This is a genomic window from Sphingomicrobium sp. XHP0239 (genome assembly GCF_039555325.1).
Classification (GTDB): domain Bacteria; phylum Pseudomonadota; class Alphaproteobacteria; order Sphingomonadales; family Sphingomonadaceae; genus Sphingomicrobium; species Sphingomicrobium maritimum.
In genome coordinates this window covers 1,351,486-1,369,987 of sequence record NZ_CP154608.1, presented here as the reverse complement: position 1 = coordinate 1,369,987, position 18,502 = coordinate 1,351,486, and the positions used below count along the sequence as shown (strand labels likewise).

Genomic DNA, 18,502 nt, shown 5'->3' with positions numbered 1-18,502 from the left:
CGCAGAGCGGGATCTGGGCCTCGAACATCACCCGGGTGATTCCCGACATGACCGATGCGCAATTGAAGGCGCTTCTAACCGAGGGCAAGCATCCGACCCGCGACGACATGTGGATGATGCCAAGCGCGATCTTTCAGCATCTCTCCGGCGCGGACGTGGATGCGCTGATGGCGCATCTTCGGACGGTCAAACCGATGGGTGACGCCAGCCCACTGCCTGCGCCGACGCCCGCCTTTCTGGCGATGGTCGAGCAGGGCGTTCAACTTCCGGTTTCCAAACAGATGGGCGACCATCGGGAATCACTGCCAAAGAATCTTGGTCCGCGTCACGCGCTGGGGCGTCAGATCGCGACCACCAGTTGTGCCGAATGCCACGGCGCCGAGCTCGAAGGCGTTCCCGACTTCACGCCGGCAATCGCCGACGTCGCGCCGATGTACGATGATGCCGCGTTCACGAAATTGCTGACGACCGGGGAAGGACTGGAGGGACGTGAACTTGGGCTGATGGGCTTAGTCGGCCGCGAGCATTTCGGCTATCTGACTTCAAAAGAACGCAAGGCGGTGGTCGACTATGCGCAGGCGCTCGGCGCGGCGAATCCCGAGCGATAGTCTTGCAAAGTCGGGGAGGGGCGTTAGGCCTCGGCGCCATGAGCGCACCGACCCTGACCAGCCAGTCCGACCTCGACAGCACCGAAGCGAAAGCCCGCGCGGAGCATAACCGCGGCCTCGTGAAACGACTGCGCGACGATGTCGCCAAGGCGGCATTGGGCGGCAGCGAAGGTTCTCGCGAGCGGCACGTCGGGCGCGGAAAGCTGTTGCCGCGCGACCGCGTCGAGCGGCTGCTCGATCCGGGTGCGCCCTTTCTTGAGATCGGGCAGCTTGCCGCGCACGACATGTACAAGGACGACATTCCCGGCGCGGGGATGATCGCCGGGATCGGGCGGGTCGACGGGCGGCAGGTAATGATCGTCTGCAACGATGCCACCGTGAAGGGCGGCACCTATTATCCGATGACGGTGAAGAAGCATCTGCGCGCGCAGGAGATCGCGCAGAAACTCCGGCTGCCCTGCATTTATCTCGTCGATTCCGGCGGTGCGAACCTTCCGCACCAGGCAGAGGTCTTTCCCGACCGCGACCATTTCGGGCGCATCTTCTTCAACCAGGCGAACATGAGCGCGAAGGGCATCCCCCAGATCGCCTGCGTGATGGGAAGCTGCACCGCGGGCGGCGCCTATGTCCCCGCGATGAGCGATGAAAGCGTCATCGTGAAGGATCAGGGCACCATCTTTCTTGCCGGCCCGCCGCTGGTGAAAGCTGCAACGGGCGAGGAGATCAGCGCCGAGGATCTCGGTGGCGGCGCACTGCATGCCAAGACATCGGGCGTGGTCGATCACCTCGCCGAGAATGACGAACATGCGCTGACCATCGTGCGCGACATCGTCTCGACGTTGCCGCAGCCGGAGGTGAATGCCGATCTCAACTATCGCGAACCGCGAGCGCCGAAATTCGACGCGGAAGAGCTTTACTCGATCATCCCCGACGATGTGCGCGCGCCCTACGACGTGCACGAGGTCATCGCGCGGATCGTCGACGCGTCCGAGTTCCACGAATTCAAGCCGCTCTATGGCAACACACTCGTCTGCGGCTTCGCGCATATCCACGGAATGCCGGTCGCGATCCTTGCCAACAATGGGGTAATCTTCTCCGAGTCTGCCGTGAAGGGCGCGCACTTCATCGAGCTGGCCGCCGAGCGAAAGATCCCGCTCCTCTTCCTCCAGAACGTGTCGGGCTTCATGGTCGGCGGCAAGTATGAGGCGGAGGGCATCGCCAAGCACGGCGCCAAGCTCGTCACCGCGGTCGCCACCGCGCAGGTACCCAAGATCACCGTGCTGATCGGCGGCAGCTTCGGCGCGGGCAATTATGGCATGGCAGGGCGGGCCTATAGTCCCGATTTTCTTTTCACCTGGCCGAACAGCCGCATCAGCGTGATGGGCGGAGAGCAGGCAGCATCCGTCCTGGCCACCGTCCACCGCGACGCGGACAGCTGGAGCGAAGAGGAGGCCGAAGACTTCAAGGCGCCGATCCGCCAGAAATACGAGGACGAGGGCAACCCATGGTACGCCACGGCGCGGCTGTGGGACGACGGCATCATCGATCCTGCCCAGACCCGAGACGTGCTGGGCCTCGCCTTCGAAGCCTGTCTCAACGCTCCTATCGACGACCAGCCGAAATTCGGCGTCTTTAGGATGTAGCCAGCCGCACGAATGGGCCCCTGGTTTCGACTGCGGCTCTGGACCCGCATCGCCCGCACCGATAAGCGGGGAGCCATGTTTTCCAAGCTGCTCATCGCCAACCGGGGCGAGATCGCCTGCCGCATCATGCGCACCGCGCGCAAGATGGGGGTCGCCACCGTCGCGGTCTATTCCGATGCCGACGCCGACGCGCTCCACGTCCGCAGTGCCGACGAGGCCATCCGCATCGGCCCCGCACCGAGCAGCGAAAGCTATCTGAAAGGCGACGCGATCATCGTGGCCGCGAGGGAAACGGGCGCCGAGGCGATCCACCCAGGATACGGCTTCCTGTCGGAGAATGCCGGATTCGCTCAAGCGGTGATCGACGCCGGACTGATCTGGGTCGGACCCAAACCCGACAGCATCCGCGCGATGGGATTGAAGGATGCGGCCAAGACGCTGATGGCGGACGCGGGCGTGCCGGTGACGCCAGGCTATCTCGGCGAGGACCAGACACCGCAACGGTTAGCTGAAGAAGCCAAGGAAATCGGCTATCCCGTGCTGATCAAGGCGGTCGCCGGAGGTGGTGGGAAGGGGATGCGCAAGGTCGAGCGCGAAGGAGAATTCCTACAGGCGCTCGACAGTGTCAAACGCGAGGCGACGGCGAGTTTCGGCAACGATGTCGTCATTCTGGAGAAATGGATCGAAAGTCCGCGCCATATCGAGGTGCAGCTGTTCGGCGATACGCACGGGACGGTGCTGCACCTGTTCGAGCGCGACTGTTCGCTGCAACGGCGTCATCAGAAAGTGATCGAGGAAGCGCCTGCGCCCGGCATGGACGAGGCGACGCGCGCCAAGGTGTGCGCCGCCGCGGTCAGGGCGGGGCAGGCGGTGGACTACGAGGGCGCGGGGACGGTCGAGTTCATCGCCGATGCGCGCGACGGCCTCGACGCGGATCGCATCTACTTCATGGAAATGAATACCCGGCTGCAGGTCGAACATCCGGTGACCGAGGAGATCACCGGCGTCGATCTGGTCGAGTGGCAGCTACGCGTGGCGGCGGGCGAGAAGCTTCCGATGACGCAGGAGGAATTGCGGATCGACGGTCACGCGATCGAGGCGCGCCTCTATGCCGAGGATCCCGCGACGGGTTTCCTGCCGTCGACGGGAACGCTCGATCATTTCGATCTCGGTCGCAACCAGTGGCGGGGCAAACGTCGCAAGCGGATCGAGACGGGGGTCGAGGAAGGCGACGAGATCAGCCCGCATTACGATCCCATGATCGCGAAGCTGGTAGCGAAGGGCGAGGATCGCGACGCCGCGATCGAGACGCTGGCGCGGCTGATCGGCGGGGTCGAGATCTGGCCGGTGCGGACCAACGCGGGCTTTTTGCTGCGCGCATTGACGCACGAGGATTTCGTGGCGGCCAGGCTCGATACCGGGTTCATCGCCGCGCATGAAGAAACGTTGATCTCCGACGGCATGCCGAGCGAGGATCAATGGCGTACCGCCGCGATGATCGGGATGGCCGAGGAAACGCCCGACCCGCTCGCGGGATTTCGCCTCAACGCGCCGCCGCGCGCGGCGATCGCGCTCAGGTTCAAGGGCGAGACGCGGACGATCGACCTTGCCGAAGGAGGCGAAACGCTGGAGGCGTCGGGCTTTCGCGATGACGAACGGGTGGTCCTGTTCTCGGGTGGAGAGACGCACGAATTCGCGCTGACCACACGCCCCGGCGCCGGAGCGGCGGTCGGCGACGGCGCGATCGTCGCGCCCATGCCAGGCAAGGTCACGAGCGTCGCGGTCGAGGCGGGGCAGAAGGTGAGCGCGGGCGATCGACTGCTGACGCTCGAGGCGATGAAAATGGAGCACGCGCTGACCGCGCCGTTCGACGGGACGGTCGCGGAATTGAATGCCAGCGCCGGCCAGCAGGTCGCGGTCGATGCGCTGCTGGCCGTCGTGGAAAAAGCGGACTAGTTAGCGGCGACCCGGGCGCTTGCGCAGCGTGAGATCGTCCCCGGCCTGGCGCTCGCCGTAGGAAAAGACGATCGCGTCATAGATCGGCTGACCGGGCTGCTGGGGCCCGCTCGAAGCCTGACAGCCTTCGACCGTGACGTCGCTGAGCCGGATGGTCTGGTCGCCCTCGCGAACGTCCATGCTGGCCATCTGTACGCCCGCCGGACATTCGCTGGAGCGAAGCGCCGTCATCAGGAGCGGGGTCGATTTGTCGATGTCGCGATGCATGATGTAGGGACTGGCCTTATCGAGGGGCCTCACGCGAACACCCGGCCGGGGCGCCTCGCAACTGTCGTTGCAATCCTCGTCAATTCCGCCGGCCGTCACCGCACGGTGCTGTCGCTTGCCGGTGGCAAGCCCGGTCCCGGCATCGTCGGACGCCCGCGCGGCGGTTTCCCAGCGATTGACGCGGATGTCCGCGGCCGGGACGAGGCGCAAGTCCTGGCCCTCCATCATCGATCCCGCATCGCCCCAAGCCAGCCGGGTCGCCTCGACCCAGTCGTCCTGGGCCATCAATCCGCCGCCATTGCCGCCGGTTCGACGGTCCGTGCTTTCGCCCTTGATGTCGCCGATCTTGATATAGGCCGCGGCCGAGCGCTGCGTGGCGCCGTCCGGATTGTCGCGGCTCATGGACGGGCCGCTGCCTTCGAACCCGTCGCGATCCTGCGCGATCGCGGGCTGGGCGAGCAATGCCATCGCCGCGGCTGTCGTCAGAAGATGTGTCATCGTCTTGTCCCCTCTTCGATTGGTGCGAGGCGATCCAAAAAAGGCCTCAAGCGAACGCAATACGGCTCGGGTTTCGGGTTGATTGTTCGGCCCGCATCCCGTTAGCCCACGAGCCGTATAGCAGAAAAAAGCCGCTTTGTCGGCTACCCAACATTCAACGGGAGAACGAGCATGAAGGTCGATGGAGTAGCAGCGGTCGTCACGGGCGGCGCATCGGGTCTGGGCGAAGCCACCGCGCGCAAGCTGGCGAGCATGGGGGCGAAGGTCGCCATCTTTGACCGGAACGGCGATGCGGGCGAGAAGGTCGCGAGCGACATCGGCGGCACCTTCTGCGACGTGGACGTCACCAGCGACGATGCGGTGAAGGCGGGGTTCGAAAAGGCGCGCGAGGCCAACGGGCAGGAGCGCATTCTGGTCAATTGCGCGGGCGTCGCCAACGCCGCCAAGACGGTCGGCAAGAACAAGGAAACCGAGGAGCGGCTGCTCTATCCGATGATCCAGTTCGAACTGGCCATCAACATCAACCTGATCGGCTCGTTCCGCTGTATCGCCCATTCGGCGCACGGGATGGTCGGCCTCGACCCGCTCGACGACGGCGAGCGCGGCTGCATCATCAACACCGCTTCGGTGGCTGCCGAGGACGGGCAGATCGGGCAGGCCGCCTATTCCGCATCGAAGGGCGGCGTGCTTGCGATGGCGCTGCCGATCGCGCGCGACCTCATGGGCGACGGCATTCGCGTGAACACGATCCTTCCGGGCGTGTTCAAGACGCCGATGGTCGCGATGATGCCCGAGAAGGTGCAGACCGCGCTGGGCGAGCAGGTGCCGTTTCCCAAGCGGCTGGGCCAGGCCGAGGAATATGCCGAATTGGCGGCCTTCATCGCGCAGACGACCTACCTGAATGCCGAAAGCATCCGGCTGGACGGCGGTATCCGCATGGCGCCGCGCTAGGACGGAAGGGCGTGATCGACCGGCGCGCCCTCGTCGACCCGCTGGCCGCCACGGTGCGGGCGGCGGGGGCGGCGATCCTCCGGGTGGTCGAGGAAGGGTTCGCGGTCGAGCACAAGGCCGACGACAGTCCCGTCACGCGCGCCGATCGCGCGGCGGAAGCGGTGATCCTGGCGGCGCTGCGCGACCTCGCCCCCGACGTTCCGGTCGTCGCGGAAGAACAGGTCGAGGCGGGCCATATACCCGCGCACGGCGACCGCTACTTCCTGGTCGATCCGCTGGACGGCACCAAGGAATTCGTCCGCGGCGGCGAGGATTATACCGTCAACATCGGACTGATCGAGGATGGCGTGCCGACATTCGGTGTCATCCACGTTCCCGTGTCGGGCGCCACCTATGCGGGCGTTCTGGGCGCGGGGGCATGGGTCGAACGGGCGGGCGAGCGGCGCGCGATCGCGGTGCGCGAGCGATCGGCAAAAGCGATGGCGCTGACGTCGAAATCTCATCTGACGGACGAGACGCTGCGCTATGTCGAGCGGGCCTGTCCCGAGGGCCACGAGCGACTGGCGATCGGATCGAGCCTCAAATTCTGTCTGCTGGCCGAGGGGCGGGCGGACATCTATCCGCGGCTGTCGCCGACGATGGAATGGGACACGGCCGCGGGTCACGCGATCCTGCTGGCCGCGGGGGGGCGGATCGACGGGCCGGACGGGGCACCGCTCGCCTATGGAAAGCCGCGTTTCTTCAATCCCGGCTTCGTGGCGACGTCGGGGTGGCAGCCCCCCGCGATCGGGGCGCTTCAGCGCTTCGACGACGCCGCGGGATAGAGATCGAGGACATTGCCGCTCCAGTAGGACAGCTGGTCGAGCAGGTCGCGCTGCTGATCCGCGCGGGCGGGGGCGACGTTGCCGTGGCTGCGTAGCCGGTCGATCTCGCGCTGGGCACGTTCGATCCGCTGTTCGATCAAGCGCGCCTCGGGACAACCGGGCGCGATGGCGTCGAGCAGCCGGGCGCAGTCGGTCAGAACATCTTCCAGCTCGGCGAGGCGGCGGGCGCGCTTGGCGGTACGCTGGGTCAGGGGTGGGGACTGGTCGTTCACGAAGACCGTCTGCGGCAGCAGGGGTTGCATTTGCCTTGCCAACATCTCCGGATCGGACCGGAACGAGAAGAGGCTGGCGCGCCGTGGCTCAAGTCGCTAGCATCGGCGGCGCTCGGACCCACTCGATCCCGGTCGCCCAGTTTGCGGCGACGGATCGCGTTGCAACAGGGACGTGCATTCCAGTGAATCGTGAAACGGACTTCGGGAACAGCCGCGAGGCGATCCTGCCCCCCGCCATCGATGTGGTCGCGGACGATCACGAACGGCTCGATCAGATCGCTCGTTTCGTCGAGCGGCTCGGCATCGAGGTGGTCGAACGCTTTCTGTGGCAGGACACGACGGTCGACCGGCTGGGGGATCGACCGGTGTGGATCGAACTCGACACAGATCCGGGCACGGCGCTCGACCATTGGCTCATGGCGTTCGATGCCCGTTCCGACAGCGGCGAGGTGCCGAGTGCGATCGCCTTGTCCGCCGACCTTCTCGACGCGGTCGAGGCAGTGGTCGGCGACCAGGTCGAACTGCTCGTCGCGCCGGACGAGGGGACGCGCGCGGCGGCGATCTCGATGCTGGCCGCGCGGGGATCGCGCGACATCGACGGGGTGGCCGAGGCCGGTTCGAGCGACCCCGAGGCGTTGCGCAAGCTGTCGGAAGAAGTGCAGCGGATCGCCGCCGCGCTCGCGCAATTGAGCGACGAGAGCTACGATGCCAGCCCGCCCGCGGTGAACCCCGAAGCGGCGTTGGACGCGCCCGACAGCGACCTGTCCGCCGACACCGTTCGCGCGCTGATCCGCGCGCGGCGGATGCGCGAGCAGTTCTTCGACAAGTCGCTGTTCCATGATCCGGCGTGGGACATGATGCTGGACCTGCTGGCCGCCGAGATCGCGCAACACCGCGTTCCGGTCTCGTCGCTGTGCATGGCGGCCGCGGTGCCGCCGACGACCGCGCTGCGCTGGATGAAGACGATGGTCGACAAGAAATTGTTCGTTCGCCGCAGCGATCCCCACGACGGGCGCCGCGTGTTCGTCGAGCTGTCGGAACAGTCCAGCCGCGCTCTGCGAGCCTATTTCGCGAAGGTAGGGTCGATCCCGGCGGTGTGAGGCCGCTTGCGAGGCGCTTCCTGCCGCGATACAGCGCGTGGCGTCGGGCGGTTAGCTCAGTTGGTAGAGCATCTCGTTTACACCGAGAGGGTCGGCGGTTCGAGCCCGTCACCGCCCACCATTCCCATTGTTTTCGATGTGCGGGCAATTCTGCAGGAGAGGCCGGTTCTAGCGCCTGACCGGCGATCGCCTCCTCGCCCGTGTGACGATCAGGGCCAGCAGGGCGAGTCCCAGAAGGCTCAAGCCCCGTGCCCACCATTCGACCGGTAGCGTGCGCCGTCCGATCGAACATCCCGCCTCCGGAAGCCTGATCAGGCCACTCGTATCCTGTGTTACATCCATTCGACGCCCACCGCATTCGGCGACCCATATCGGGAAATAGAAGCGGGGTACGACGAGGGGATCGGCTTTGGCGAAGCGGCGGACCGCGACGGCGTCTTCGCGGCCGTTGCCCGTCCAGTCGTCCTTGATCGTTCCGGGCGGCAGCATTTCGACGACGTCGGCGTGGTTGGCGCGGATGAAGTCTGGGTCGAGCGAGGGTTCGCGAACGTCGGTGAAGGCCATCACCGGTAGCATCAGGTGCGCGAGCGCTGCCGCCGCCCATAGAGTTCGGTCGGACTTGGCGACGCTCGCGAGCGCGAAGGCGGTCCACAAGGTCACGAAGCCGCTGGCGCGGAACGGGAACTGGATGCGCGACAGGAGCGGAAGGTCGAACAGCGGAACCGCGCCGAGCGAAACGAGGGCGCAACCGAACGCCAGCGCGGCGGCCCAGTGTTTCGTGCGAACCCACATCCACGCGGCACCGATCGCGCCCAAGGCGAGGATTGCGACCAACGGCGCGATGAAATCGTCCCACCGGCGGAGAAGCAGGTTCCAGTAAGCGGGTTTGAAATAGTCGCGGCCCCACAAGACCTCGCTGCTGCGATAGGGTTCGAGCGCGATGGCGGGAAGGACGAAGACGGCCGAGATGAGGAGGCCGACGGCGAACGGCCATCCCATGCGCCACCAGTCGCCAGGCCGCCGCGAGAGCGACAGCGCGTAGGGTATGGCGAGCAGGATCAGCGCGACCATGGCGATCAGAAGGTGGCTGAGAAGCACCAACGCGACCGCAATTGCGGCGACGTGCCCGCCGCGGCGCTGGTGCGCCCGCAATATTCCGAGGCCCATGAGCGGCAGCCATGCATAGGCCATCTGTTCGGCGATCGCGCCGCGATAGAGCAGGTCGAACAGGAAGAAGGGCGCGGAGGCATAAAGAAGAGCGGGAACGAGCGCGCGTCGGCCGCCGGCGCGGAACCATGCGTGGGCGGTAAGGGCGCTGATGACGACGATCAGCGCGTTGACGGCAACCAGCGCCTGATCGGTGGAGAAGCCGAGCGCGATGAAGGGAATGCCCGCGTAGAAGGTTAGCGGCGGATAGAAATAGAAACTGGGTGCGCCGAGGCCGCCGTGCGATTGTTCGAGCCATTGCGGATAGAGATCGCCCGCGAGGAACTGCCGAGCGAACTGGTCGAGCCAGCTCCAGTTGATCCACCAGCTCTGGTGGAAATAGGTCGCTTCGAGAACGGGACGGGCGACGAAGGCGGCAGCGACGAGCAGCGCACCGGTCCACAGAAGAGCCCGCTCGCGCCCTTCCAGCGCGGGTTTCGGTCGCACCGTTCGTCCCCCGATCCCGATGCTATTCCTCCGATGCAGCGATGCTGGAAGCGGCGGGGGCGGGCAGGCGCCCGGCTTCGGTGATGGGAAGGCCGCTTTCGGTCGGAATATAGATGAGCGAGGCGTTCTTTTCGTCGATCGCCTGAATCTGGAGGTAGCGCAGATAGCCTTCGGGACCGCCGAGGCTGTCCTGGAGGATCCGGTTGGCATCGGCAGCGCCCTGGGCGCGGATGACCTCGGCCTCCGCGAACTGCGTGGCGCTCTCCTTGGCGGCCTGCGCTTCGAGGATGGCGATGCGGCGGCTGCTCTCGGCCTCGGCATAGCGGGCCTTGCCCGCCAGTTCCTGCTGATAGACGCGGTATTGCGGCCAGACGGCCATGACGATCCCGATCACGACCAGCAGGACCAACCCGATCGCGCCCAGTCCGATGCAGCCTTGCGTATTCTTGTTCATCATCGTTCCCCCTCAAACGCGTTCAAAGCGTCCGCACCAGCCGTTCGGCGACCGCGATCCACCCCGGGTCCCGCACGACGCTCTGACGGTTGCCCGGGCCGGGCGGAAGGATCAACAATTGTCCGTCCGACCGGTCGATCATTCGACCAAAGGCATAACGGCCGGCGGGTCGGGGAACGAGCACGTCGCGGTTGAGGGCCTGGCCGAACTGGTCGGCGTCGAGGCGACGGCACCAGATCTCATCGCCGCTGCGATAGTCGCCGACGCCGCCGGTAACCCGCACGATAACGGTGTCGGCGCGGCTCGCGGGGGGCAGCGCGATGAGCCGCTTCGTCGGGGCACGGGCATGACCGTCGGCTGCCAGCAGCGCATCGACCCCCGCCTCGTCCGCGTCGGCATGGGCGAGGAGATCGGCGCTGTCGACGTCGAGCGCGGCGGCGATGCGGTTGACCCAGTCGATCGACAGGGTGCGGGTGCCAGTCTCGAGGCGTCCGATCGTCTGCGCCGTGGTGGGCGGGTCGCAGCGTTCCGCCACCTCGGCCAACGTCAGGCCCTTGGCGCGGCGAACATCTCGGATTCGTGATTGCATGATGCGTTCCTGTAACCAGATCGGTTTTTCACTGTCCTACAGATGTGCCGTCATGGCAAGGCCATTCGCGACGACGATTCGCAGGACGACCTGAGGAGATGGCATGGAAGACACGAGGAAGGAGCGCGCGGAAACGGGCGTATGGAGCGATCCGCGGATCCTGGAGGAGCGGGGGATCGAAGGCGACATCGTCGGGGGACGACCCGTTCGGCGGAGCGTCACCGTCCACCGGCATGAAAGCCCGCTCGGCTGGTTGCGGTCGCGCGGTCATGTCAGCGAGCGGCAGTACGAGGCGGGCGAGCGTCTCCGCGCCGACTGGGAGCGCGCGCAACTGGCGCAGCGCACGACGATGGCGTGGGATGCGGCGCCCGTCGCGCGGTCGCGGGGCGGAAGCGGCTCGGCCCCCGACCTGAGCGGGGCGCAGATCGATGCGAAGGCGCGGTTCGACGAAGCGCTCACTCACGCGGGAACGGGGCTGTCGGATATCTTGTGGCGGATCGTCTGCGCCGGTGAGGGGATGCGCGAGGCGGAGGGGGCGCTGGGCTGGCCCGCGCGGTCGGGCAAGCTGGTGCTGACCCTAGCGCTCGACCGGGTGGCGGATTACTACCGGATCCGATGAAGCCAGGAGAAAGCGCACGATGATCATCTACGGCGCGAGCATGTCGCCCTATGTCCGCAAGGTGATCGCGGTGGCGATCGAGAAGGACGTCGACTTCAAGATCAAGACCGTCGGACGGGGCGACCGGGACCCCGAGTTCCGCGAGGCCAGTCCGCTGGGCAAGATGCCGGCGCTGCGCGATGGAGACTATCTCCTGTCCGATTCCTCGGCGATCGCGCACTATCTGGAGGCCAAGCATCCCGATCCCGCGTTGTATCCCGCCGACGCGCGCGAACGGGGGCGGGCGGTCTGGTGGGAGGAGTTCGCCGATACGATTCTGTTCGGCTGTATCGCCAAGTTGTTCTTCCACCGCGTGGTGGCGCCGCGGTTCGAGGGCAAGGAAGGCGATCTGGAGATGGCGGACCGTGCGGAGGCGGAGGAACTGCCCCTGTTGCTCGACTATCTCGAGAGCGAGATGCCCGGGGGCGAGCATCTGGTGGGCGACACGCTCAGCATCGCCGACCTGGCGCTGGCCAGCCCGTTCGCCAACCTCGACCATGCGGGGGCGAAGGTCGACTGGTCACGCTATCCCAAGCTCGACGAATGGACGAAGCGCATGCTGGCGCGCCCGTCGCTGGCCGGTTCGGTCCAGCGCGAGCAGGCCTATTTCGCCAAGATCGGTCACGAGGTGGCGCGCCGGATATGAAACGGGCGCCGATCCCGTAGAGGATCGACGCCCGGTTTTCCGGCAGAACAGAGGGCCTATTCTTCTTCGTCAGTCGTGGCCTTGCGCGGTTCGCCCTGCGCATCCTTCTGATAGTCGACGGTGTCGAACTTCTCGGCGTCCATCGCGTCGATGCGGGCCTTGTCCGAATAGTTCTTCGGCTTCGGGTCCTTTTCGAGGCGGTCGTTCTTGTTGTCGTCACTCATGTGATTGTCTCCTTCGCCGTACCAACGGGAAGGGACGGGGGGCGTTCCGGCGAGACGAAAAGAGCCGCCCGGTTTCCCGAGCGGCTCCTTGTTCGTCGTGAAGACGACAGCGGTGGAAAGAGCCTTACTCTTCCTCGCTCTTGTCTTCGTCGGCCGTTTCGGCGTCGGTATCGTCGCCGTCGCTCGACGTGTCGTCGGTCGCGGCTTCGACTTCGGCCTCGCTCGGGGTTTCGTCGGCGGTTCCCTTGAGCGGGTGCTCCTCGACGCCCTCGGCGACTTCGATCTCGCCGTCTTCGTTGACGACTTCGCCCGGCTCGAGGACGGCTTCTTCATCGACGCCCGCTTCGATGGCGGTTTCGCGAAGTTCGGCCTGTTCTTCCTCGTACATCTGCTGGATGATGTCGACGCCCTGCGCCTGCAGTTCGGCTTCCTCGGTCGAGCGGGCGACGTTCGCCTTCACGACGATAGTCACCTCGGGGTGCAGGACGACGTTGACGTCGTGCATGCCGATGGCCTTGATCGGGCGGACCAGCTGGACCTGGCTCTTCTCGATCTGGAAGCCCTTTTCCTCCATGCCGGCGACCACGTCGCGGGTGGCGACCGAGCCGTAGAGCTGGCCGGTGTTCGAGGCCTGACGGATCATCACCAGTTCGGTGCCGTCCATCTTCTTGCCTTCTTCAGCGGCAACGTCGCGCTTCTCGGCATTTTCCTTCTCGATGCGCTCGCGGTTCGCTTCGAAGACGGCCTTGTTCGCGGCATTGGCGCGGAGGGCCTTCTTGTTGGGAAGCAGATAGTTGCGCGCATAACCGTTCTTGACGGAAACCACGTCGCCGATGGCGCCGAGCTTCTCGACGCGTTCAAGCAGGATCACGTCCATGTCTGTTCTCCTTACTTAACGACGTACGGCATCAGGCCGATGTGACGCGCGCGCTTGATCGCCTTGGCGAGCTCGCGCTGCTTCTTGGCACTGACGGCGGTGATACGGCTGGGGACGATCTTGCCACGCTCGGACACGAAGCCCTGCAGCAGACGGACGTCCTTGTAGTCGATGACGGGCGCGTCGTTGCCCGAGAAGGGGCAGGACTTGCGGCGGCGGAAAAACGGACGAGCCATTAGTTGCGCTCCCTCTTCTTGCGTTCGCTGCGCTCGTTCTTGCGCATCATCGCGGACGGGCCTTCTTCATGCTCGTCGACGCGGATGGTCATGTAGCGGACCACGTCCTCGTTGATGCGGGTCTGACGCTCCAGCTCCGCGATCGCGGCGGGGGGCGTGTCGAGCCGCATCATGACGAAGTGCGCCTTGCGGTTCTTCTGGATCTTGTAGGCGAGGGACTTCACGCCCCAGGCTTCGGTCTCGACCACCTTGCCGTCGTTGTCGGTGATGATCTTGGATGCTTCCTCGGTCAGCGTGTCGACCTGCGCTTGCGCAAGGTCCTGACGCGCGAGGAAGATATGCTCGTAAAGAGCCATATCGTCTTCTCTCATTTTGGCCGATCGCTGATGGCCGCACCATGCGCACCACCCCTCCGGCTGTCGTCAAACGTTATCGCCGGAAGCGGGCAGGCCCGTCCGGTCGAACGCGCACTTGCCCGAAAAGGACCGCGATGGCAAGGCCTGGACAGGAGGGGGCGGCATCAGGTGAGCGACACTTCCCGGCACGATCGCGCGGAGGCAGAAACCTACGCGGGCAAGCTGAACGCGTTGCCGCACGGCCTGTTCGGCGCATGGCTGGGAATCCTCGTTCTGTTCTGGCTTCGCGCCTATGGGATGCGTTCGCCGGAGGCGCCGCCGTTCGAGCAGGATGTCACACCGTGGCTCGCCCTTGCCATCGCGATGGGCTTCGCGGTCGCGCTGCTACCGCGCGGTTGGTACGCGTCGTCCTCGCTGGCCCTGGAGCGTCGCCTCTACCGCCGCCTGGGGTTCGACCGGCTGCGCGCGATCATCACCGACGGCGATCGCATCAATCGCAAGGTCCGAGCCCGCTTCCCGGGCTATCGTGTCCATGTCGGTCCCGACGCTCTCGAGGCCGCGTCGCGGCGCAGTTTCCGGTCCGAACGGGCGCATCACGGCTTCTGGTGGTTCGGCACGGGATCGTCGCTGGCCGCGTGGGCGGGAGGATGGCCGGCGTGGGCGATCGGTCTCATGCTCGGCAATATGGTCGTGAACCTGCTGCCGATGCTTCTCCAGCGTTCCACTCGCGCTCGACTGATCCGGGTTCGACCCTCCGCCGTCCACGCGGGTTTCGAACGGCCTGCCTGATCGACCGGCAGTCGGCGGAACGTGGCCGAACGACACTCCGTTGCCTTTACGAACCCATCATCAACGGAGAATTCCCATGAGCAATCGTTTCGAAGGAAAGCGTGTCCTGATCACCGGCGGGACCAACGGCATCGGTCTGGCGACCGCCAAGCGGATTGTCGAGGAGGGCGGCGAGGTCGCCGTGACCGGGCACAGCCAGGACCATCTGGACCAGGCGGGGCGCGAGCTTCCCGATGCCAGCCTGGTGCTGCGCAACGATGCATCCGATCCCGAAGCCGCGAAGGACCTGGCGCAGAAGGTCAAGGACCAGATGGGACAGATCGACGGCCTGTATCTCAATGCCGGCTATGGCGGGCGCACCCCCGCGGGCGGGACCGAGCAGGAGGCGTTCGACCGCATGATGAACACCAACGTCCGCGGCCCGATCCTGCAGATGGCCGGACTGGCCGACAGCGTGAAGGACGGCGGCGCGGTGCTGCTGACCGGGAGCGTAGCGAGCCATTCGGGCATGCCGGGCGGGGCGGTCTATGGCGCGACCAAGGCGAGCGTGTCGGCGTTGGCGCGCAGCTGGGCGAACGAGCTCGGCAGCCGAAACATCCGGGTCAATTCGGTGGCGCCGGGACCGATCGACACCGGCTTCATGGCGAAGTTTGCCGAGGAATCGGGCGGAATGGACGAAGACGACCAGAAAGAGATGGCCGAACGGATCAAGAAGCAGGTCGCGCTCGGTCGCTTCGGCAATCCGGAGGAAGTGGCGGCGGTCACAACCTTCCTGCTGTCGGACGATGCGTCCTACGTGAACGGCAGCGAATATGTCGTCGATGGCGGGATGATCATGCGTTAGACGCACGTCCTTCCATCGAAACAAGAAAAGGGGCCGGGCGGCGAGTTGCCGACCGGCCCCTTTTTCATTTGTTCCCGCCGAAGCGGGAACGGGCTGGCACTAGAAGTTGATGCCGAAGCCCGCGGTCGCGCGCACGGTGTCGAATTCGACCGTGTCCGCGCCGAGACGCAGGAAGCCGGGGCCGACGCCCACGTCGACGCCCGCGCCGATCAGGAAGCCGCTACCGACGTCGTCGCCGTCGACCACGAAGGCGACGTCGTCGATGAAGGCGTCACGCGCCGGGCCGGACAGGCCGAGGTCGTCGGCGCTTTGGCCGGCAATGTCGGCGACGTCGAAGTCGACCCACTGGTAGCCGGCCTTGAGGAAGACGCGGCTGTTCGAGCCGAAGCGGGTGCCGACGAGCCCGGCGACGCCATACTCGCGATCGATCGCATCGGTGCCGACCATGTAATTGGCTTCGGCGCCGAGCAGCAGGTCGCTACGCGAGGGAAGGATGACGCCGGCAAAACCGCCGTAGGTGAGGCCGTCGATGTCGGTCGACGCGTCCACGCCGATCTCGTTGAAGTCGATCTCGTCGATGCTGTGGTAGCCGACCTGGCCGCCGACATAGATTTCGGTTTCGCTGGCAGGAGCTTCCTGGGCAAAAGCGGGGCTGGCGGTGAGCGCCAGAGCGGCGCCACCGGCAAACAGAAACTGTTTAATCATAATAAGTTAGTCCTGATGAAAGGGCCGTTAACTCTAGGGCGGCACGTCCGCCCACCGGCCTGTGGTCGCTGCTCAATCGTCCGCTCGACCATCGGTTCCAAAAGGTTAACGATATTTACGACGAGCCGAGGGGGTGCTTGCCTCCGAAGTCGGGTCGGTCTAGCCCGCCGCCGACAAAAGGGAGCCAGTGATGGACGCATATATTTTTCCCGGACAGGGGAGCCAGAAGGTCGGCATGGGCGCCGAACTGGCCGACGCCGAACCGCGGGCACGACAGACGTTCGAAGAGGTCAACGACGCGCTGGGCGAGGATCTGTTTCGCCTCATGCGCGAGGGACCCGAGGACGAGTTGACGCTGACCGCCAATGCCCAGCCCGCGATCATGGCGCATTCGATCGCCGTGCTGCGCGTCATGGGCGTCGATCTGGCCGACAAGGCGGGTTTCGTGGCGGGGCACAGCCTCGGCGAATATTCCGCGCTGTGTGCGGCGCGCGGGCTCGATCTGACGACCACCGCCAAGCTGTTGCGGCTGCGCGGCAATGCCATGCAGGATGCGGTGCCGGTCGGCGAAGGCGGCATGGCGGCGCTGCTGGGCGTCGACGTGATGCGCGCCAACGAAATCGCCGAAGCCGCGATCGAGGGGGACGAAGTCTGTTCGGTCGCCAACGACAATGATCCGGGACAAGTGGTCGTGTCGGGTCACCGGAGCGCGATCGACCGACTGGTCGGCATGGCCAAGGACATGGGTGCCAAGCGGGCCATCCCGCTGCCGGTATCGGCGCCTTTCCACTGCGGGCTGATGATGCCTGCGCAGGACAGGATGGCGAAGGCGTTCGGCGACGTCACCATCGCGACGCCGACAGTGCCGCTCATGCAGAACGTGTCGGCGAGCGCGAGCCGCGATCCGGCGGATATCGAACGGCGGCTGATCGAGCAGGTTACGGGCCGCGTTCGCTGGCGTGAATGCGTGCTGGCGATGGGCGATGCGGGGGTCACCCGCTTCGTGGAAGTCGGCGGCAAGGTCCTGGCGGGCATGGTCCGCAAGACTTTGCCCGATGCGGAGACGGTCAGCCTCGTCACGCTCGAGGATATCGAGGCGTTCGCGAAGGACGCCTGAGGAACAGGGGATAGACGATGTTTTCACTCGAAGGAAAAACCGCGCTCGTCACGGGCGCCAGCGGCGGGCTCGGCAGCGAGATCTCAAAGGCATTGGCGGCGCAGGGCGCTCGGCTGGCGCTGTCGGGATCTAACGACGAGAAGCTGAAGGCATTCGCGGCCGAACTGGGCGGCGATCACGTGACGCTGGTCGCGGACCTATCGGACGGTGACAGCGTCGACGGGCTCGTTCCGGCTGCGGTCGAGGCGCTCGGAAAACTCGACATTCTCGTCAACAATGCCGGCATCACACGCGACAATCTCGCGATGCGGATGAAGGACGAGGAATGGGACCAAGTCATCAAGGTCAACCTCGAGGCCGCGTTCCGGCTGATGCGCGCGGCGGTCAAGCCGATGATGCGCGCCCGGGGCGGGCGGATCGTCAATATTTCGTCCGTGGTCGGCGAGACGGGCAATCCGGGACAGATGAACTATGTCGCCGCCAAGGCGGGGCTGGTCGGAATGTCCAAGGCGCTGGCGCAGGAAGTCGCCAGCCGAAACATCACGGTCAATTGCGTCGCGCCGGGCTTCATGGCGAGCGCGATGACCGATGCGCTGGACGACAAGCAGCGTGAGGCGATCCTCTCGCGCATCCCGATGGGCAGCATGGGCGAGGGCGCCGATATCGGCGCGGCGGTCGCCTATCTCGCCAGCGACGAGGCCGCCTACATCACCGGCCAGACACTCCACGTGAATGGCGGCATGGCGATGCCCTAGAACGGGTTGCGCGACTGGCCGCGAAAGCGCCGGTCGCCGATATGGCGGTGCGTCCGCCAAGTCCCGATCGGCTGCAGCATCTGAACGTTACGGGCATGCAGATGGCCGTCCTCCCGCTCCACCCGATCGAATGCGACCCGATAGTGCCGCTTAAGGTCGTCTGTGTCGGACCGATCGAGGTCATGCTGATCGACAGCGATCTGCGCGCCGTCCTCCTCGGCCTCGATGATGCCGGCATGGTGGTCGTGATTGTAGCAGGTAATCATTCCGTATTCGGGCATGGTGCCGTCTCCCTTAGCGTTGCAAGGCAGTCGGCTAGATTTGTCATCATACTTCGGTGGAACAGCATCTAGCTGACCCAAAACAGTTAACACAGATTAATCTCAATCGCAATCGTCCCAGCCGTCCCCGACGGCGGTCGGAGGCTGACATAGTCGCGCCCTTGATGGCGACAAAGCCACACCTATATCGCCCTCGAAG

23 protein-coding genes and 1 tRNA gene are annotated in these 18,502 nt (G+C 65.6%); 13 read left to right on the top strand and 11 right to left on the bottom strand.

Features of this window, described 5'->3' with window-relative positions; translation table 11 throughout:
• The first annotated feature begins 47 nt into the window (after positions 1 to 47).
• The 3 genes from WJT74_RS12230 (at position 48) to WJT74_RS06880 (ending at position 4,207) form a co-directional block, all read left to right on the top strand.
• On the top strand, positions 48 to 608 hold the full coding sequence (locus tag WJT74_RS12230; RefSeq protein WP_432215215.1) for a c-type cytochrome: 561 nt from the start codon (positions 48 to 50) through the stop codon (positions 606 to 608).
• 38 nt (positions 609 to 646) lie between these two features.
• Positions 647 to 2,251, top strand: a complete 1,605-nt coding sequence (locus WJT74_RS06885) for a carboxyl transferase domain-containing protein (protein WP_343343075.1) — start codon at positions 647 to 649, stop codon at positions 2,249 to 2,251.
• 75 nt (positions 2,252 to 2,326) lie between these two features.
• Complete coding sequence (locus WJT74_RS06880; RefSeq protein ID WP_343343073.1) at positions 2,327 to 4,207, top strand: acetyl/propionyl/methylcrotonyl-CoA carboxylase subunit alpha; 1,881 nt, start codon at positions 2,327 to 2,329, stop codon at positions 4,205 to 4,207.
• Here the strand turns inward: WJT74_RS06880 and WJT74_RS06875 are convergent, their stop codons facing one another.
• Entirely contained in the window at positions 4,208 to 4,972 is a 765-nt protein-coding gene (locus tag WJT74_RS06875) for a hypothetical protein (RefSeq protein ID WP_343343071.1), read from the bottom strand. It abuts the gene before it with no gap.
• A 171-nt stretch (positions 4,973 to 5,143) separates the two neighbouring features.
• Here WJT74_RS06875 and WJT74_RS06870 point away from each other — a divergent pair, with 171 nt between their 5' ends.
• Together WJT74_RS06870 and cysQ are read left to right on the top strand one after the other, a co-directional pair.
• Positions 5,144 to 5,923 carry an SDR family oxidoreductase gene (locus WJT74_RS06870; RefSeq protein WP_343343069.1) on the top strand — a complete coding sequence of 260 codons (780 nt, stop codon included), beginning with the start codon at positions 5,144 to 5,146 and terminating at the stop codon, positions 5,921 to 5,923.
• 11 nt (positions 5,924 to 5,934) lie between these two features.
• Positions 5,935 to 6,747 carry a 3'(2'),5'-bisphosphate nucleotidase CysQ gene (gene cysQ / locus WJT74_RS06865; RefSeq protein WP_343343067.1) on the top strand — a complete coding sequence of 271 codons (813 nt, stop codon included), beginning with the start codon at positions 5,935 to 5,937 and terminating at the stop codon, positions 6,745 to 6,747.
• On the opposite strand, the gene WJT74_RS06860 is transcribed toward cysQ, so the two are convergent.
• Positions 6,720 to 7,049, bottom strand: coding sequence for a hypothetical protein (locus WJT74_RS06860; RefSeq protein WP_343343065.1), 330 nt, complete (start codon positions 7,047 to 7,049; stop codon positions 6,720 to 6,722). The two genes, cysQ and WJT74_RS06860, sit on opposite strands and share 28 nt — an antisense overlap.
• A gap of 152 nt (positions 7,050 to 7,201) precedes the next feature.
• On the opposite strand from WJT74_RS06860, the gene WJT74_RS06855 reads away from it, so the two are divergent.
• Both WJT74_RS06855 and WJT74_RS06850 read left to right on the top strand, forming a co-directional pair.
• Positions 7,202 to 8,119 carry a MarR family winged helix-turn-helix transcriptional regulator gene (locus WJT74_RS06855; RefSeq protein WP_343343063.1) on the top strand — a complete coding sequence of 306 codons (918 nt, stop codon included), beginning with the start codon at positions 7,202 to 7,204 and terminating at the stop codon, positions 8,117 to 8,119.
• A gap of 45 nt (positions 8,120 to 8,164) precedes the next feature.
• Positions 8,165 to 8,240 (top strand) — tRNA-Val (locus WJT74_RS06850).
• A 47-nt stretch (positions 8,241 to 8,287) separates the two neighbouring features.
• Here WJT74_RS06850 and WJT74_RS06845 read toward each other — a convergent pair.
• The 3 genes from WJT74_RS06845 to WJT74_RS06835 are packed head-to-tail and all read right to left on the bottom strand — an operon-like array spanning position 8,288 to position 10,815.
• A complete protein-coding gene (locus WJT74_RS06845) occupies positions 8,288 to 9,772 on the bottom strand; it encodes a hypothetical protein (RefSeq protein WP_343343061.1) in 1,485 nt (494 codons plus the stop codon).
• Positions 9,773 to 9,794: 22 nt separating this feature from the next.
• A complete protein-coding gene (locus tag WJT74_RS06840; protein ID WP_343343059.1) occupies positions 9,795 to 10,229 on the bottom strand; it encodes a membrane protease subunit in 435 nt (144 codons plus the stop codon).
• Positions 10,230 to 10,248: 19 nt separating this feature from the next.
• Positions 10,249 to 10,815: a helix-turn-helix domain-containing protein gene (locus WJT74_RS06835; RefSeq protein WP_343343057.1), complete on the bottom strand. Its 567-nt coding sequence runs from the start codon at positions 10,813 to 10,815 to the stop codon at positions 10,249 to 10,251.
• Between the two features lie 103 nt (positions 10,816 to 10,918).
• Here WJT74_RS06835 and WJT74_RS06830 point away from each other — a divergent pair, with 103 nt between their 5' ends.
• Both WJT74_RS06830 and WJT74_RS06825 read left to right on the top strand, forming a co-directional pair.
• On the top strand, positions 10,919 to 11,434 hold the full coding sequence (locus tag WJT74_RS06830; protein WP_343343055.1) for a DUF6456 domain-containing protein: 516 nt from the start codon (positions 10,919 to 10,921) through the stop codon (positions 11,432 to 11,434).
• A 19-nt stretch (positions 11,435 to 11,453) separates the two neighbouring features.
• Entirely contained in the window at positions 11,454 to 12,119 is a 666-nt protein-coding gene (locus WJT74_RS06825; protein WP_343343053.1) for a glutathione S-transferase family protein, read from the top strand.
• Between the two features lie 56 nt (positions 12,120 to 12,175).
• Here the strand turns inward: WJT74_RS06825 and WJT74_RS06820 are convergent, their stop codons facing one another.
• The 4 genes from WJT74_RS06820 to rpsF form a co-directional block, all read right to left on the bottom strand.
• Positions 12,176 to 12,343 carry a hypothetical protein gene (locus WJT74_RS06820; RefSeq protein WP_343343052.1) on the bottom strand — a complete coding sequence of 56 codons (168 nt, stop codon included), beginning with the start codon at positions 12,341 to 12,343 and terminating at the stop codon, positions 12,176 to 12,178.
• Positions 12,344 to 12,467: 124 nt separating this feature from the next.
• Positions 12,468 to 13,220, bottom strand: a complete 753-nt coding sequence (gene rplI, locus WJT74_RS06815; RefSeq protein ID WP_343343050.1) for a 50S ribosomal protein L9 — start codon at positions 13,218 to 13,220, stop codon at positions 12,468 to 12,470.
• An 11-nt stretch (positions 13,221 to 13,231) separates the two neighbouring features.
• A complete protein-coding gene (gene rpsR, locus WJT74_RS06810) occupies positions 13,232 to 13,456 on the bottom strand; it encodes a 30S ribosomal protein S18 (RefSeq protein ID WP_343343048.1) in 225 nt (74 codons plus the stop codon).
• Complete coding sequence (gene rpsF / locus WJT74_RS06805; RefSeq protein ID WP_343343046.1) at positions 13,456 to 13,812, bottom strand: 30S ribosomal protein S6; 357 nt, start codon at positions 13,810 to 13,812, stop codon at positions 13,456 to 13,458. The genes rpsR and rpsF overlap by 1 nt, the downstream gene beginning before the upstream one ends.
• Positions 13,813 to 13,980: 168 nt before the next feature.
• Between rpsF and WJT74_RS06800 the strand changes: the two genes are divergently transcribed.
• Positions 13,981 to 14,601, top strand: a complete 621-nt coding sequence (locus WJT74_RS06800; RefSeq protein ID WP_343343044.1) for a hypothetical protein — start codon at positions 13,981 to 13,983, stop codon at positions 14,599 to 14,601.
• A 76-nt stretch (positions 14,602 to 14,677) separates the two neighbouring features.
• On the top strand, positions 14,678 to 15,445 hold the full coding sequence (locus WJT74_RS06795) for an SDR family oxidoreductase (protein WP_343343042.1): 768 nt from the start codon (positions 14,678 to 14,680) through the stop codon (positions 15,443 to 15,445).
• Positions 15,446 to 15,544: 99 nt separating this feature from the next.
• Here the strand turns inward: WJT74_RS06795 and WJT74_RS06790 are convergent, their stop codons facing one another.
• A complete protein-coding gene (locus WJT74_RS06790; protein ID WP_343343040.1) occupies positions 15,545 to 16,150 on the bottom strand; it encodes a hypothetical protein in 606 nt (201 codons plus the stop codon).
• A 190-nt stretch (positions 16,151 to 16,340) separates the two neighbouring features.
• Between WJT74_RS06790 and fabD the strand changes: the two genes are divergently transcribed.
• Entirely contained in the window at positions 16,341 to 17,267 is a 927-nt protein-coding gene (gene fabD / locus WJT74_RS06785; protein WP_343343038.1) for an ACP S-malonyltransferase, read from the top strand.
• A gap of 17 nt (positions 17,268 to 17,284) precedes the next feature.
• Positions 17,285 to 18,022 (top strand): 3-oxoacyl-[acyl-carrier-protein] reductase, encoded by a 738-nt coding sequence (gene fabG, locus WJT74_RS06780; RefSeq protein ID WP_343343036.1) that lies wholly within the window; start codon positions 17,285 to 17,287, stop codon positions 18,020 to 18,022.
• Here fabG and WJT74_RS06775 read toward each other — a convergent pair.
• Positions 18,019 to 18,303 (bottom strand): hypothetical protein, encoded by a 285-nt coding sequence (locus WJT74_RS06775; protein WP_343343034.1) that lies wholly within the window; start codon positions 18,301 to 18,303, stop codon positions 18,019 to 18,021. The two genes, fabG and WJT74_RS06775, sit on opposite strands and share 4 nt — an antisense overlap.
• Positions 18,304 to 18,502: the final 199 nt, after the last annotated feature.

What these genes read in the sequence shown, in the direction of transcription:
- WJT74_RS12230 (WP_432215215.1), top strand. Translation starts at nt 48, where the DNA reads ATGACCGATGCGCAATTGAAGGCGCTTCTAACCGAGGGCAAGCATCCG.
- WJT74_RS06885 (WP_343343075.1), top strand. Translation starts at nt 647, where the DNA reads ATGAGCGCACCGACCCTGACCAGCCAGTCCGACCTCGACAGCACCGAA.
- WJT74_RS06880 (WP_343343073.1), top strand. Translation starts at nt 2,327, where the DNA reads ATGTTTTCCAAGCTGCTCATCGCCAACCGGGGCGAGATCGCCTGCCGC.
- WJT74_RS06875 (WP_343343071.1), bottom strand. Translation starts at nt 4,972, where the DNA reads ATGACACATCTTCTGACGACAGCCGCGGCGATGGCATTGCTCGCCCAG.
- WJT74_RS06870 (WP_343343069.1), top strand. Translation starts at nt 5,144, where the DNA reads ATGAAGGTCGATGGAGTAGCAGCGGTCGTCACGGGCGGCGCATCGGGT.
- WJT74_RS06860 (WP_343343065.1), bottom strand. Translation starts at nt 7,049, where the DNA reads ATGCAACCCCTGCTGCCGCAGACGGTCTTCGTGAACGACCAGTCCCCA.
- WJT74_RS06840 (WP_343343059.1), bottom strand. Translation starts at nt 10,229, where the DNA reads ATGATGAACAAGAATACGCAAGGCTGCATCGGACTGGGCGCGATCGGG.
- WJT74_RS06835 (WP_343343057.1), bottom strand. Translation starts at nt 10,815, where the DNA reads ATGCAATCACGAATCCGAGATGTTCGCCGCGCCAAGGGCCTGACGTTG.
- WJT74_RS06830 (WP_343343055.1), top strand. Translation starts at nt 10,919, where the DNA reads ATGGAAGACACGAGGAAGGAGCGCGCGGAAACGGGCGTATGGAGCGAT.
- WJT74_RS06825 (WP_343343053.1), top strand. Translation starts at nt 11,454, where the DNA reads ATGATCATCTACGGCGCGAGCATGTCGCCCTATGTCCGCAAGGTGATC.
- WJT74_RS06820 (WP_343343052.1), bottom strand. Translation starts at nt 12,343, where the DNA reads ATGAGTGACGACAACAAGAACGACCGCCTCGAAAAGGACCCGAAGCCG.
- rplI (WP_343343050.1), bottom strand. Translation starts at nt 13,220, where the DNA reads ATGGACGTGATCCTGCTTGAACGCGTCGAGAAGCTCGGCGCCATCGGC.
- rpsR (WP_343343048.1), bottom strand. Translation starts at nt 13,456, where the DNA reads ATGGCTCGTCCGTTTTTCCGCCGCCGCAAGTCCTGCCCCTTCTCGGGC.
- rpsF (WP_343343046.1), bottom strand. Translation starts at nt 13,812, where the DNA reads ATGGCTCTTTACGAGCATATCTTCCTCGCGCGTCAGGACCTTGCGCAA.
- WJT74_RS06795 (WP_343343042.1), top strand. Translation starts at nt 14,678, where the DNA reads ATGAGCAATCGTTTCGAAGGAAAGCGTGTCCTGATCACCGGCGGGACC.
- WJT74_RS06790 (WP_343343040.1), bottom strand. Translation starts at nt 16,150, where the DNA reads ATGATTAAACAGTTTCTGTTTGCCGGTGGCGCCGCTCTGGCGCTCACC.
- fabD (WP_343343038.1), top strand. Translation starts at nt 16,341, where the DNA reads ATGGACGCATATATTTTTCCCGGACAGGGGAGCCAGAAGGTCGGCATG.
- fabG (WP_343343036.1), top strand. Translation starts at nt 17,285, where the DNA reads ATGTTTTCACTCGAAGGAAAAACCGCGCTCGTCACGGGCGCCAGCGGC.
- WJT74_RS06775 (WP_343343034.1), bottom strand. Translation starts at nt 18,303, where the DNA reads ATGCCCGAATACGGAATGATTACCTGCTACAATCACGACCACCATGCC.